At 66.6% G+C, this 14,332-nt stretch carries 11 protein-coding genes; 7 read left to right on the forward strand and 4 right to left on the reverse strand.

The genetic code is table 11. From position 1 onward, the window contains the following. Positions 1 to 64: 64 nt before the first annotated feature. A complete protein-coding gene (locus tag CVV68_RS10690; protein WP_245933475.1) occupies positions 65 to 1,978 on the forward strand; it encodes a heavy metal translocating P-type ATPase in 1,914 nt (637 codons plus the stop codon). A gap of 98 nt (positions 1,979 to 2,076) precedes the next feature. On the opposite strand, the gene groL is transcribed toward CVV68_RS10690, so the two are convergent. Together groL and groES are read right to left on the reverse strand one after the other, a co-directional pair. After that, complete coding sequence (groL, locus tag CVV68_RS10695; protein ID WP_110501003.1) at positions 2,077 to 3,684, reverse strand: chaperonin GroEL; 1,608 nt, start codon at positions 3,682 to 3,684, stop codon at positions 2,077 to 2,079. Between the two features lie 99 nt (positions 3,685 to 3,783). Next, the gene (gene groES, locus CVV68_RS10700; RefSeq protein ID WP_038464523.1) at positions 3,784 to 4,080 is read right to left on the reverse strand and encodes a co-chaperone GroES; all 297 of its coding nucleotides are present in this window, start codon (positions 4,078 to 4,080) and stop codon (positions 3,784 to 3,786) included. 309 nt (positions 4,081 to 4,389) lie between these two features. On the opposite strand from groES, the gene CVV68_RS10705 reads away from it, so the two are divergent. From CVV68_RS10705 to CVV68_RS10715, 3 genes are read left to right on the forward strand one after another with little or no spacing between them, the layout of a single operon-like run. After that, positions 4,390 to 5,268: an ABC transporter ATP-binding protein gene (locus CVV68_RS10705; protein ID WP_110501004.1), complete on the forward strand. Its 879-nt coding sequence runs from the start codon at positions 4,390 to 4,392 to the stop codon at positions 5,266 to 5,268. Further along, positions 5,265 to 6,077 carry an ABC transporter permease gene (locus tag CVV68_RS10710; protein WP_110501005.1) on the forward strand — a complete coding sequence of 271 codons (813 nt, stop codon included), beginning with the start codon at positions 5,265 to 5,267 and terminating at the stop codon, positions 6,075 to 6,077. Before CVV68_RS10705 ends, CVV68_RS10710 begins: the two co-directional genes overlap by 4 nt. Positions 6,078 to 6,126: 49 nt before the next feature. Beyond that, positions 6,127 to 7,362: a class I SAM-dependent methyltransferase gene (locus CVV68_RS10715; protein ID WP_110501006.1), complete on the forward strand. Its 1,236-nt coding sequence runs from the start codon at positions 6,127 to 6,129 to the stop codon at positions 7,360 to 7,362. Positions 7,363 to 7,379: 17 nt separating this feature from the next. Here the strand turns inward: CVV68_RS10715 and CVV68_RS10720 are convergent, their stop codons facing one another. Further along, positions 7,380 to 8,210, reverse strand: coding sequence for a shikimate 5-dehydrogenase (locus CVV68_RS10720; protein WP_245933476.1), 831 nt, complete (start codon positions 8,208 to 8,210; stop codon positions 7,380 to 7,382). A gap of 102 nt (positions 8,211 to 8,312) precedes the next feature. Between CVV68_RS10720 and CVV68_RS10725 the strand changes: the two genes are divergently transcribed. Next, positions 8,313 to 9,455 (forward strand): glutamate--cysteine ligase, encoded by a 1,143-nt coding sequence (locus CVV68_RS10725; protein ID WP_110501008.1) that lies wholly within the window; start codon positions 8,313 to 8,315, stop codon positions 9,453 to 9,455. Positions 9,456 to 9,528: 73 nt separating this feature from the next. Here the strand turns inward: CVV68_RS10725 and CVV68_RS10730 are convergent, their stop codons facing one another. Continuing rightward, complete coding sequence (locus CVV68_RS10730; RefSeq protein ID WP_110501009.1) at positions 9,529 to 10,137, reverse strand: TetR/AcrR family transcriptional regulator; 609 nt, start codon at positions 10,135 to 10,137, stop codon at positions 9,529 to 9,531. Positions 10,138 to 10,314: 177 nt separating this feature from the next. On the opposite strand from CVV68_RS10730, the gene CVV68_RS10735 reads away from it, so the two are divergent. Continuing rightward, a complete protein-coding gene (locus tag CVV68_RS10735) occupies positions 10,315 to 13,422 on the forward strand; it encodes a glycoside hydrolase family 2 TIM barrel-domain containing protein (protein WP_110501010.1) in 3,108 nt (1,035 codons plus the stop codon). 116 nt (positions 13,423 to 13,538) lie between these two features. After that, positions 13,539 to 14,330 carry a phosphatase PAP2 family protein gene (locus tag CVV68_RS10740; RefSeq protein WP_110501011.1) on the forward strand — a complete coding sequence of 264 codons (792 nt, stop codon included), beginning with the start codon at positions 13,539 to 13,541 and terminating at the stop codon, positions 14,328 to 14,330. Positions 14,331 to 14,332: the final 2 nt, after the last annotated feature.

Consider the following 14,332-nt stretch of genomic DNA (forward strand, 5'->3'; position numbering starts at 1 on the left):
TATCAGACGGGCCATCATGCGGATGCACTACGCCCGGCGAGCATCGTAGGGCAGAGTATGGGACATGAACTACACCGGACAATCCAGCATGGACATCACCGTGGAACCGCAAGAAGGCCCCCAGCTGGCGCCCACCTCGCCGTGGCGCTCCGTCCGCCCGGCACTTCGCCGGTACCCGGTTCTCGCCGTGACGATCGTCGTCGGCACTGTCGTGACGGTGCTGGTGCTGGCCGGCCAGGGCGCCACGGCCCGCTGGGTGGCCAGCGTTTTCGCCCTTGCGGTGGCGGCCTTCCAATCCGTGGGAATGGTCCGCGACATCATCAAGGGACGTTGGGGAATTGATGTTCTGGCCGTCACAGCCATTGTGTCCACCGTGCTCGTGGGCGAATACATCGCCTCGTTGATCATTGTCCTGATGCTTTCCGGTGGCGCTGCCCTGGAAGATTTTGCGGCTGGCCGGGCCACCAGGGAATTGACGTCGCTGCTGGCCAGGGCGCCAAGGACGGCGCATCGCGAAGATGATGCCGGGACCAGCTCCGATATCGCCATTGCAGCGGTTGAAGTGGGAGACGTCCTGCTGGTACGGCCTTCGGAAGTGGTACCTGTTGATGCGGTGCTGCTCACCGGCCCGGCCATGTTTGACGAGTCTGCGCTCACGGGGGAAAGCCTGCCGGTGGAGCGTGCGACAGGCGATTCTGTGCCCAGCGGCGTCCTCAACGGTCCGGCCGCAGTGCGTGTCCGGGCAACAGCACGCGAAGAGGACTCCCAGTACAGCCGCATCATTGCCCTGGTGCGCGAAGCTGCAGGGAGCCGTGCCCCAGTGGTGAGGCTGGCGGACAGGTATGCCGTGCCCTTCACCGCGGCCGCCCTGGTGCTGGCTGGGGTTGCCTGGTATCTCAGCGGGGACGCTGCCCGCTTCGCCGAAGTTCTTGTTGTCGCAACGCCCTGCCCCCTGCTGATTGCGGCGCCCGTGGCATTCCTGGGCGGCATGAGCCGCGCCGCCAAGACGGGGATCATCGTCAAGGGCGGCGGCATCCTTGAACAACTTTCCCGGGTCAGGACGGCGGCCTTTGACAAGACCGGGACGCTGACCGGGGGGAAACCCACCCTTGAGGCCATCCGCAGCACTTTCCTGGAACCTCAGGAAATGTTGGCATTGGCGGCCTCCGCGGAACAGTATTCCTCCCATGTGTTGGCCGCCGCCGTTGTGGCCGAAGCGCAGGCGCGCGGCCTGGAACTGGACACCACGGACACCGCCACGGAGCATGCCACCAACGGCGTCAGCGCGGTGTTCACCGGACGGCGGGTGTTGGTCGGGAAGGAAGCGTTCGTGGCGGGGAAGGCCGCTGGGGTCGAAACGGCGGTTTTGGCAGCCGGTCAGATGGGCATCTACGTGGCCGTTGACGGAAAATTTGCCGGCACGCTCATCATGCGCGACCCGCTGCGTCCGGAGGCGAAGGAAACCCTCTTGGCGCTACGTGGCCTCGGTGTTGCCGAAACCGTGATGCTCACCGGAGATGCCGGCGCCACGGCGCAGTTCATCGCCACCGAGGCCGGTATCACCGAGGTACAGGCAGGCCTTTTGCCCGAAGACAAGGTGCGCCTGCTGCAGGCCCTGCCCCGGCGCCTGGTCATGATGGTGGGCGACGGCGTCAATGACGCCCCTGTTCTGGCCGCCGCGGACGTGGGCATTGCCATGGGGGCCAGAGGGTCCACCGCCGCCAGTGAGTCCGCCGACATCGTCATCATGGTCGATGATCTTGGCAAGGTCGCCGAGTCGGTCCGGATCGGCCAACGCACGGTGCGGATCGCCGTCGAGAGCATCTGGATCGGCATCACCCTCAGCGTTGCACTCATGGCATTGGCAGCCGCGGGGCACATTCCGGCCGTTGCCGGGGCACTGGCGCAGGAAGCCGTCGACCTGGCGACGATCCTTAACGCCTTGCGGGCCCTCACTCCCGGCCGAAAACGCCGGTAAACGCAAAATGCCGCCGTTTCCGCAAAATGCCGCCGGTATATCGGTGGCATTTTGCGGGAACGGCGGCAATTCTCCAGCCGGTCCCGTCTGAGAGTCGACTAGTGGCTGTGGCCAGCTTCTTCGTCCTCGGCCGGCTTCTCCGTCACGAGCACCTCGGTGGTGAGCACCAGGGCTGCGATGGAGGCCGCGTTGCGCAGTGCCGAGCGGGTGACCTTGACCGGGTCGATGACGCCGGCGCCGACCAGGTTCTCGTACACGCCGGTGGCCGCGTTGAAGCCGAAGCCGTCCTCAAGCTCGCCCACCTTGTGCACCACAACGTAGCCGTCGTGGCCTGCGTTCTGGGCAATCCAGCGCAGCGGCTGGGCCACGGCCTTGCGGACCAGGTCGATGGCGGTCGCGGCGTCGCCGTCCAGGGCGGTAACCGATGCGTCGTCGTCCAGGGCCTTGGCGGCCTGTACCAGTGCGGAACCGCCACCGGCAACAATGCCTTCTTCCAAAGCGGCACGCGTTGCGGACACTGCGTCCTCAATGCGGTGCTTCTTTTCCTTGAGCTCAACCTCGGTGGCTGCGCCAACCTTGATCACGCCGATGCCACCGGCCAGCTTGGCCAGGCGTTCCTGCAGCTTTTCCTTGTCCCAGTCGGAGTCGGTGCGCGTGAGCTCAGCGTGCAGCTGGGCCACGCGGTCGGCAACGTCCTGGGACGTGCCGGCACCGTCAACGATGGTGGTGTTGTCCTTGGTGACCGTGATGCGGCGGGCGGTGCCCAGCACTTCCAGGCCAACCTGGTCCAGGGACAGGCCGATCTCCGGGGAGACAACCTGGGCGCCGGTCAGGATTGCAATGTCCTGCAGCATGGCCTTGCGGCGGTCGCCGAAGCCCGGGGCCTTGACGGCAACCACGTTCAGCGTGCCGCGCAGGCGGTTGACGATCAGCGTGGAGAGTGCCTCGCCGTCAACGTCCTCGGCGATGATGAACAGCGGCTTGCCGGCGGCCAGTGCCTTCTCCAGCAGCGGCAGGAATTCCTGCAGGTTGGAGATCTTGCCCTGGTGGATGAGGATCTGTGCATCTTCCATGACGGCTTCCTGGCGTTCCGCGTCAGTGACGAAGTACGGGGACAGGTAGCCCTTGTCGAACTGCATGCCCTCGGTGAGGACCAGTTCGGTGGTCGTGGTGGAGGACTCCTCGATGGTGATCACACCATCCTTGCCAACCTTCTCGAAGGCCTCGGCGAGCAGGTCGCCGATTTCCTGGCTCTGCGCGGAGATGGCGGCAACTTCTGCCACCTGACCGCCCTCAACCGGGCGGGCATTCTCCAGCAGGCGCTTGGCAATGGCTTCAACGGAAACCTGGATGCCGCGCTTGAGCTCGCCGGGAGCCGCACCTGCGGCAACGTTGCGCAGGCCTTCCTTGACCAGTGCCTGTGCCAAAACGGTGGCAGTGGTGGTGCCGTCGCCGGCAACATCGTTGGTCTTCGTGGCAACTTCCTTGGCCAGCTGTGCGCCAAGGTTCTCGTAAGGGTCTTCCAGCTCCACCTCGCGGGCGATCGTGACGCCGTCGTTGGTGATGGTGGGAGCGCCCCACTTCTTGTCGAGCACCACGTTGCGCCCGCGCGGGCCAAGTGTCACCTTGACGGTGTCGGCCAGCTTGTCGATGCCGGCCTCAAGGGCCTTCCGTGCGCTGTCATTAAATGCAAGCTGCTTTGCCATGCGTTTTGTCCTTTCACGCAAAGGCCCCGCACCCGCATCCCAGGGTTCTCGAGCGTCTCGATGGCCGGGATGGGCAGGCGCGGGGCTTTACTAAAGTGGTTACTTTACGACGATGGCCAGTACGTCGCGGGCCGAAAGCACCAGCAGCTCTTCGCCGCCGGTCTTTACTTCGGTTCCACCGTATTTGGAGTAGATAACAACGTCGCCAACGGCAACATCGATCGGGACGCGGTTGCCGTTGTCATCAACGCGGCCGGGGCCCACTGCCACAACTTCGCCCTCCTGGGGCTTTTCCTTGGCGGTGTCCGGGATAACCAAACCGGAAGCGGTGGTGAGCTCTGCTTCGAGCTGGCGGACAACAATACGATCCTCAAGAGGCTTAATAGAGACCGACACTCGGACCTCCCCTTCACATGCGTAAATTTTATGAATGGCCCAAGGACGCTGGGCCACTGCGGGATCCCAACCGTCGTCGCGGTGCCGGTGATGATCCCATGGCCAAGAGTCCAAGGAGTTGGCACCCTCGGGGTGAGAGTGCTAACCCTGACTCTATTGAATTGGTTAGCACTCGGTCAAGGCGAGTGCCAGCATAAGGCCCAAAAAGTACGACGCCGGAGGGCCGGGTTTCGCTCTGGGCGCACCTGTTGCGGCTCCCCGCGCAGTCGCCCTATTGCCCGCGCGGCCCTGCGATGCAAGCATGGCACCATGACAACCGGTGAGCCGCCCGTGAAAGTCCGTGGGCTGACGAAATCCTATGGCGGTGCCAATGCGGTTGACGGCATCAGCTTTGACATCAACGACGGCGAAACATTTGCGCTGCTGGGACCCAATGGTGCCGGGAAAAGCACCACCATTGAGATCCTGGAGGGCTACCGCGACCGCAGCGGCGGGGAAGTCAGCGTCCTTGGCACCGACCCGCAGCACGGCGGCCTGGCGTGGAAGGCACAGCTGGGGATCGTCCTGCAGTCCAGCGGGGAAAGCGGCAACGTCAGCGTCCTGGAGCAGCTCACCCACTTTGCCGGTTACTACCCCAACCCGCGCAACGTCGGTGAAGTGATTGAAGCCGTGGGCCTGGCCACCAAGGCCAGGACCCGGATCAGCAAGCTGTCCGGCGGGCAGCGGCGCCGCGTCGACGTGGCCCTTGGCATCATCGGCCGGCCCAGGCTGCTGTTCCTGGACGAACCCACCACCGGCTTTGACCCGGAGGCCCGCCACCAGTTTTGGGGACTCATCAACCGGCTCAAGGACGAAGGTGCAACCATCCTGCTCACCACCCACTACCTCGACGAGGCAGCCACCCTGGCGGACCGCGCCGGCGTGATTGTCGGCGGAAAGCTGGTGGACATCGGGCACATTGACGAGATAGGCGGGGCCGCTGCCAAGGTGCCGCTCGTGCGGTGGCAGCGGGACGGCGTCGTGCATTCGGAGCGCACCAGCGAACCGGCGGCACTGGCCGCAAGGCTGTACGCCGAAGCCGGCGGCGAAGTGGCGGCGCTGGAAATCACCCGGCCCAGCCTGGAAGACATTTATCTGGGGCTGGTGGGAAGCCACGCCAACGCGGGGCCCGGCGAGGACGTGGCATGAGAACGCTGGCCCTGGGCACCTCGCGCATCGGCTACGAGCTTCGCCTGTACTTCCGTCAGGGCGACTCGGTGTTCTTCACGTTCCTGTTCCCCATTTTGATGCTGGCCGTTTTCGCCGTGGCCTTCAGCACCAGCCCGAACATTGGCGCAGCTCCGGACGGCAGTGGCGGAATCACGTGGGCCGCATTTTACGTGCCCGGCATGGTGGCCGCCGGCATGCTGCTCAGCGGCGTGCAGAACCTGGGCGTGGACATTGCCGGGGAAAAGGGCGACGGCACGCTCAAGCGGCTGGGCGGCACTCCCCTGCCGGTGTTTTCCTATTTCATGGGCAAGATCGGCATGGTGCTGGTCAGCTCCGTCTTCCAGGTGGTCCTGCTGCTGCTCGTGGCGCGCTTTGCGTTCAACGTGGCCTTGCCGGCCGATCCCGGCAAGTGGTTCACGTTTGCGTGGGTGTTCCTGTTCGGCGTGGTCACCAGCTGCGTGCTGGGCATAGCGCTGTCCGCGCTCCCCCGGACGGGCAAGTCGGCCACGGCGGTGGTCATCCCGATTGTGCTGCTGCTGCAGTTCATCTCCGGCGTGTACCTGAACTTCTCCCAGCTGCCCGGCTGGCTCCAAAACGTTGCCAGCATCTTCCCGCTGAAGTGGATGGCGCAGGGCATGCGGAGCGTGTTCCTGCCGCAGTCGTTTGAGGTGATGGAGCCGAGCGGAGTCTGGGATCTGGGCCTGGTGGCGCTGGTCCTGGGGCTGTGGCTGGTGGTGGGGCTCGTCCTGTGCCGGCTCACGTTCCGCTGGATCCGCAAGGGCACCTGATCCGCCAGGCGGTGCCCGTCACGCCTGCCGCGACCAGTAGGCTGGTTCCATGGCCACCGATGCAATTTCCCCCCTCCTGACGGTTGAAGGCTGGGAACTTTTGTCCTCCCTTGGCCCGTACTCCGAAGCCGGCTCCCTCAAGCTCAACGAGTCACTGCGCAGGGCCGGGCATTCCCCCGAACTCGTTGCCGCGGCCCTCACGCAATCCCGGCTTCGGGCCAAGGCAGAGACGAAGTTTGGCGAATTTGCCCGCCAGATGCTGTTCACCCCGGCAGGCCTGGAACAGGCCACCCGGCTGGGCATCGCGGCCCTCCATGCCCAACGTTTTACGACGGCGGGGATCACCAAGGTGGCCGACCTTGGCTGCGGCATCGGGGCGGACTCCCTGGCCATGGCCAGCCTGGACATCCACGTCACGGCCGTGGAAATGGACGAGCTCACCGCCGCCTGCACCACCGTGAACCTCATGCCGTTCCCGCACGCCACGGTGCTCCATGCCAAGGCCGAGGACGTTGACCTCACCGGCATTGACGGTGTCTGGCTGGATCCGGCCCGCCGCACCACCAGCACCTCCGGCACCACCCGGCTCTTTGACCCGGAGGCCTTTTCCCCGCCGCTGTCCTTTGTGGAAAAGCTGGCCGATTCCGGCAAAGCGGTGGGCGTCAAGATGGGTCCGGGCATTCCTCATGAGGCCGTGCCGGGCCCTGCCGAGGCCCAGTGGGTTTCCGTCAACGGCGATGTCGTGGAGGCGGGCCTGTACTTTAACGCCCTGGCCCGCCCCGGGGTGCGGCGCGCCGCACTGGTCATCGGCGCGCACGGCACCTCGGAGCTGACCAGTCCCGTGCCTTTTGACGCCGCCCGGCAGGATGTGGCGACCGGCCCGGTGGCAGGCTACCTGTACGAACCGGACGGCGCAGTGATCCGTGCGGGGCTGGTGGCCGACCTCGCACGCAGCCTGGGCGCGCACCTGCTGGACGAACACATCGCGTACATGTGCGCCGACGAACTTGTCGAGACCCCCTTTGCCCGCGCGTACAAGGTGCTGGAGGTCAAGCCGTTCAACGTCAAGGCGCTCAAGAGCTGGGTGAAGGCCAACCGGATCGGCGTGCTGGACATCAAGAAACGCGGCGTGTCCACCACCCCGGAAGAGCTGCGCCGGCAGCTGCTGACCGGTTCAGGCAAGGGGCCCAACAAGGCCACGCTGGTCCTGACGCGGATCGGGGACGAGAGGATCGCCATCGTGGTTGAACCATTTGGGCCGGTGGACGGGCCCCGCGCGCTCTAGCCGGTTCCTGCCACGGCTCACGCGTCGTCTGGGGACTGCTCCCGGGAGAACGCCGACGCCGCGCGCACCAGCTCGGGGCTGGGCCGCGCGCCCGTATAGAGCACAAACTGCTCCTCGGCCTGGATGGCAATGACCTCGGCTCCGGTGATCACATCCCTTCCCGCGGTCCGCGCCGCCTTGACGAGGGGCGTCTCGGAGGGAAGCGCGACGACGTCAAACACCACCTGCGCGGCCCGCACCTGGGCGTCGCTGAAGGGCTGGACGTTTTCATCGGCGCCGGCCATGCCCAGGGGCGTGACATTGACCAGCAGCTGCGCCGTTTCAGACTCCGCCTCCGGCAGCCAGTCAAAGCCGTACAGCCCGGCCAGCGTACGCCCCGCCGCTTCGTTCCGGGCCACAATCGTCACCCTTGTCAGGCCGGCGTCGCGCAGGGCGGCTGCCACGGCCTTGGCCATGCCGCCGGAGCCGCGCAGCAGGACCGTGGTGGCCGGCGGGATCTTGTTGGCGGCCAGCAGGCGCGCGATGGCCAGGTAGTCGGTGTTGTACGCGGTGAGGATGCCGCCGTCGTTCACTATGGTGTTGACCGAATCAATGGCGGCGGCGGAGGCATCCATGACGTCGACCAGGGCAATGACGTCTTCCTTGTACGGCATGGACACGGCGGCGCCGCGAATCCCCAGCCCGCGGATGCCGGCAACGGCCTGGCCCAGGTCCGTCGGCGCGAACGCCTTGTACACGAAGTTCAGGCCCAGGGCGTCGTAGAGATAGTTGTGGAAGCGCGTGCCAATGTTGCTGGGCCGGGCCGCGAGTGAAATGCACAACGTCATGTCTTTGTTCAAAATAGGCACACAACCATTGTGCCGCACGCCTGTCCACTAGAATCAAACTGCCTCTGGCGCATTATTCCAGGTGCCATCACAGATGACCCATCAACAAAGGGGGGACCCCCGGTGAAAATTGACTTCGCCAAATCTGAGCAGTCGACCCTTGGCCTGGAGTGGGAAATCGCCCTGGTAGACGGCGAAACAGGGGAATTGGCGGCCCGCGCCAACGAGGTTTTTGACAACATCTCCGCGGCCCATCCCGAGATCATGGCCGACGGCGAACACCCCCACATCAAGGGCGAGATGCTCCAAAACACCGTGGAGTTGGTCACAGGGGTCTGCCGGACCGTGGCCGACGGCACCGAGGACCTGCGCCGCAACCTGAACCTTCTCCGTGATGCTGCCCACCCCCTGGGCCTGGAACTGCTCAGCTCCGGCACCCACCCCTTCAGCAACCCGCGCACCCAGGCAGTCACCGACAAGGAACGCTACGCCAAGCTCGTTGACCGCACCCAGTGGTGGGGCAGCCAGATGCTCATCTACGGCGTCCACGTCCACGTCGGCCTGGACCACGTCGGCAAGGCCATGCCGGTCCTGGACGGGCTGGTCAACCATTTCCCGCACTTCCAGGCGCTGTCCGCCTCCTCCCCGTTCTGGAACGGCGAGGACACCGGTTACGCCTCGCAGCGTGCACTGATGTTCCAGCAGCTGCCCACGGCGGGCCTGCCGTTCCAGTTCCCGGACTGGTCAGCGTACGAATCCTATGTGCAGGACATGTTCACCACCGGGGTCATTGACGCCACCAATGAAATCCGTTGGGACATCCGGCCCGTGGCGAACCTGGGCACCATTGAGATGCGCATCTGCGACGGAATGTCCACCCTGGCGGAGATTGGCTCCATCGCCGCACTCACCCAGTGCCTTGTGGAGGACTTCTCCACCACGCTGGACGACGGCGGCACCATCCCCACCATGCCCCCCTGGCACGTGCAGGAGAACAAGTGGCGCGCCGCCCGCTACGGCATGGACGCCATCATCATCCTCGACGCCGCCGGCAAGGAACAGCTCGTCACCGAACACACCGTCGAACTGCTGAACAAGCTTGAACCCGTGGCCGCCCGCCTGGGGTGCGCCAAGGAACTGGCCGGTGTCGAGGACATCATTGCCAAGGGGGCCAGCTACCAGCGCCAGCGCCGCGTGGCGCAGGCCCACCAGGGTGACCTGCGCGCCGTCGTGCGTGAACTGGTGTCCGAGATGGCCGGTAACTGACGCCACGACGCCGTATCACCCTTGGCGGCAGAATTCACGACGCCGTATCACCGTTGACGGCAGAATCCAACGCCTACTCCGGCAGGACCACCAGCTCGAGGTAGTCGCGCAGGCACCCGGCCATGTCGACGAGCTCCGGCGCCATGAGCCACTGGGTCTGGATGCCGTCCCACAAAGCAACCAGGGTGGCCGCGGCGCGTTCCGGGTCGACACCCGGGCGCAGGCGCCCCTCGTCCGCGAGCGCGGCGAACGCCCGCAGGTAGCTGCTGCGCAGAGCCTCATAACGCTCGGTAAAATAGTCCAGGCCGGGGTGGTTGTCCGTCAGGGATTCGGCGCACAGCACCGTGTAAAGCTCTATGACGCCGGGCACCGTTTCGTTGAAGCTGGCCTGGCGCATTACCGACTCCACCAGCGTCTCCGACAGGTCCCGGGGGCTGCCGTCGGCGGTAATCGAGTCGCGCAGGTGCAGCACGGCCAACAGCAGATCGCTCTTGGCCGGGAAATAGTGCAGCAGGCTTGTCTGGCTCATCCCGACCTTGTCCGCCACATCCTGCAGTGAACCGCCGCGGTAGCCCCGGGCAGCAAACACCTCGTGGGCTGCCGCCACAATGCTTTCGCGGCGCCGCCTTGATTTCGCATAGGGCCCGCGCCTTGCCGGCGGACGGGCTGGATCGGTCGTCATGACAAGCCAGCCTAGTGCACGCTTGGGATCTGGCGGCGTCAAAATCGAGTGCATGCTCGAATTTTGTGGTAGCTTCGTGTCCAATCCACCATCGGCGGGGTGCCTTCATCGATCTCCGGCCCGCATCGCCACCGCCGCACTCCGGCGCATCACCGCAATAGAAGGACGAATCAAGCAATGGCACCACACACCGCCACCTCCGCCGACGTCTCCTACGTGGCCAACCGCGGCCCCGGCTCCGGCCGGCGCGTCCCCGCGCGGTCCTGGCTCCACACCGATGCACCGTCCCTGTCGCTCAACGGGGACTGGCGCTTCCGCCTCCTGGCCGGCGTCCCCGGCACTCCGGGCGGCCCCGTGCTGCCCGGCGGCGAGTCGGCGGAAGGGGTTGCGGCCGAGTCCTTCGACGACGTCGGGTGGGACACCCTTGCCGTGCCGTCGCACTGGGCGCTCCAGGGCGGCGGCGCCTACGGCCGGCCCATCTACACCAATGTGCAGTACCCGTTCCCGGTCGACCCGCCACACGTGCCGGACGAAAACCCCACGGGTGACTACCGACGTCATTTCGACGTCCCCGCCGCATGGCTTCACGGCGCGACGGCGGCGGTCGCCCTGCGCTTTGACGGCGTCGAGTCACGCTACAAGGTGTGGGTGAACGGCACCGAGATCGGCGTGGGCTCCGGCAGCCGTCTCGCCCAGGAGTTTGATGTCACCGACGCCCTCCGCGCGGGGTCAAACCTGGTGGTGGTGCGGGTGCACCAGTGGTCCGCGGGCAGCTACCTGGAGGACCAGGACCAATGGTGGCTGCCCGGCATCTTCCGCGACGTGACCCTGCAGGCCCGCCCGGCCGGCGGCCTTGACGACGTCTGGCTGCGCACCGGCTGGACAGCCAACACGACCGACGCCGGTACGGACACCGGGACCGGGACCATCGCCCCGGAAATCTCGGCTTCCGAGGCCGCCTACCCCGTGACGCTGTCCGTGCCGGAACTGGGCGTCAACGTCACCTGGACCTCACCAGCAGACGTGGCACCCGTGGCCATTGAGCACGTGGCACCGTGGTCCGCGGAAGTCCCGCGGCTGTACGAAGCCACGGTGGCCAGCGCCGCAGAGACCATTTCCCTGCGTCTCGGCTTCCGCACCGTGGAGATCGTGGGTGACCGCTTCCTGGTCAACGGCCGCCGCGTCGTCTTCCACGGCGTGAACCGGCACGAGACCCATCCGGACCGCGGCCGCGTCTTTGACGAGATCGATGCCCGGGCGGACCTGGCCCTGATGAAGCGGTTTAACGTCAACGCCATCCGCACCAGCCACTATCCGCCGCACCCGCGGCTGCTGGACCTCGCCGACGAGCTGGGATTCTGGGTGATCCTGGAGTGCGACCTCGAGACCCACGGCTTCGAATCCGGCGGATGGTTGAACAATCCCAGCGACGATCCCGCCTGGCGTGACGCGTACCTGGACCGGATGGAGCGGACCGTGGAGCGGGACAAGAACCACCCGTCCATCGTCATGTGGTCGCTGGGCAATGAATCCGGCACCGGCGCCAACCTGGCCGCGATGACCGCCTGGACGCACGCCCGGGACGCCTCCCGGCCCGTCCACTACGAAGGCGACTATACGGGCGCGTACACGGACGTCTACTCCCGCATGTACTCCTCCATTCCGGAAACCGACGCCATTGGCCGCGACGATTCCCGCTCGCTGCTGCTCGGCTGCTCCGCCGCGGAATCCGCCCGCCAGCGCAGCAAGCCCTTCATCCTGTGTGAATACGTCCACGCCATGGGCAACGGCCCCGGCGCGATCGACCAGTACGAGGACCTCGTCGACAAATACCCCCGGCTGCATGGCGGCTTCGTCTGGGAGTGGCGGGACCACGGCCTCCGCACGAACACCGCGGACGGCACGGAGTTCTTCGCCTACGGCGGCGACTTTGGTGAGGTGGTCCACGACTCCAACTTCGTCATGGACGGCATGATCCTCGCCGATTCCACCCCAACGCCGGGCCTGTACGAATACAAGCAGATCGTCTCCCCGATCCGCCTCTCACTCACCACGAACGACGGCGGCACCCCCTCCTTGGGCGTCGCCAACCTGCGGCACACGGCCGACGCGTCCGACGTCGTCCTGCGCTGGCGGGTGGAAAACGACGGCCAGCTGACGGCCTCCGGCGAGGTAAACGCCGTCGCTGCCGATGGCGGTCCGCTGCCTGCGGGCGCATCCGCGAACATCGGGCTCCCGCCGGTGGAGGCTGCCCAGCACGGCGAAACGTGGCTGACCGTGGAGGCCGTGCTGCGCGACGCCACCGCTTGGGCTTCCGCAGGGCACGTGCTGTCCGCGGCGCAGCTGGACCGCTCGGCCCCGCGCACGCCGACCCGAACGCCCCGTCCCGCTGTGAAGACGTCCGGCACCGCGGTCGGTCCCCTCACGCTCGGACCGGCCGCGTTCGACGCCGGACGCCTCGTTTCGCTGGCAGGCTCACCCGTGTCCGGTCCCCGGCTGGAGCTGTGGCGGGCGCCCACCGACAACGACAAGGGTGCAGGCTTCGGCTCCTATGACCTGGCCGACCCCTGGCTGAACAGCGGCAGGGGCGTGCCGGCGCCGTCGTCCGCGGCCACCTGGCGCACGGCGGGGCTGGACCGGCTGACAAGGCGGGTTGAGGACGTTGCCACGCTGGATGGCGGCCTCCGCGTGCGCACCCGCTATGCCGCGGCCAACAGCCGGAACACGGTGGCCGTGGAGGAAAACTGGCAGCTGGCCGACGGCGAGCTGTGGCTCCGCGTCGACATGACGCCCAGCTCCGGCTGGGACACGGTGTGGCCGCGCATCGGCGTCCGCCTGGACCTGCCCGACTCCGTGGACGGCGCGTCCTGGTTTGGTTCCGGGCCGGGGGAATCCTATCCGGACAGCATGCACGCTGCGCTGGTGGGGCGTTATGCCGAGTCCCTGGACGGGCTGACGTTCCCCTACGCGCGGCCCCAGGAGAGTGGGCACCGCAGCGGCGTGCGCTCCCTGGAGCTGGGCAGGGACGGGGCTCCGTGGCTGCGCATCGACGCGGAACCGGATGCGGCCGGCAGGCGGCCCGGCTTCACGCTGGCCCGCCACACGGCCCAGGAAGTTGCCGAAGCCGGGCATCCGCACGAGCTCCCGGCGCCCAGCCACAGCTACCTGTACCTGGATGCGGCCCAGCACGGCCTGGGCTCGCGCGCGTGCGGGCCGGACGTCTGGCCGGACTTCGCGCTCCGCCCGGAGGCCAGGACGCTCGTGCTGAGAATCACAGCCGCCTGAGGGCCCATCACCCCCTTTCGGGGGCAAATCTTAGCGAATTCTTAGACCGTGTGCGGAACAGTGGAAGAAAGGCCTTCGGGCCGCTTTCGAAGTCCACGCACGAATCGGAGAATGAATTGTCCCGCTCCCTTCCAGCCCACAAGCACGACGCCGGCCGCCCGGACCGCGCCAACCTTGCGCTGCGCCGTCAAACCCGCCTCGCCATGCTGCCACAGCCGCGGCTTTGGGGGTTGTGGGTGGTACTGCTGTCCGCGGCCGTGCTCTCGCTGGGGTTTATCGCCACCGACACACAAGGTTTCAGCGCCAACGAATTCACCGTTGACCAGGAACTAAGCCGCGGCCACGACGGCATCCTGACGGCCCTGTCCATGACGTTGAACTACCTGTTTTCGCCAGCCGGCGGCATCGCCATCATTGCCCTGTGCTGCCTGTTCCTGCTGATCGTGCGCAAGTCCCCCGTGAACGCCATCGCGTTTGGCGGCACGGCCGCCGCCGGTTACCTCTCCAGCCAGTTCTTCAAGGTCATCGTCGAACGCCAGCGCCCCAACCCGGCCCTGCTCTTTGACCCCCTGGCCCCGGAGACCGGTTCCAACAGCTTCCCCAGCGGGCACGTTGCCCTCGCCGTGGGACTGGCCTGGGCCTTCTGGTTCCTGGCCAGGAACACGCGCTGGTCTCGGCTCGCCGTCATCCTGGGCGTCCTGGTGCCCGTGGTCCTGGCATGGTCACGCCTCTACATCGGCGTGCACTATCCCAGCGACGTCATTGCCTCCTTCCTGGCTTCCACCGCCGCCGTGCTCCTGTTCGCCGGCGTGTGGAACAGGTACCAGGGACGCCTTCTCCCCCGCGTTCCCCTGCTGGACCGCTTTGGCCCCGTTGACTCCGCAGCTGCCGCCGCGGCCCACTCCTGATT

Origin of the sequence: Arthrobacter livingstonensis, from assembly GCF_003219815.1 — a bacterium.
Classification (GTDB): domain Bacteria; phylum Actinomycetota; class Actinomycetes; order Actinomycetales; family Micrococcaceae; genus Specibacter; species Specibacter livingstonensis.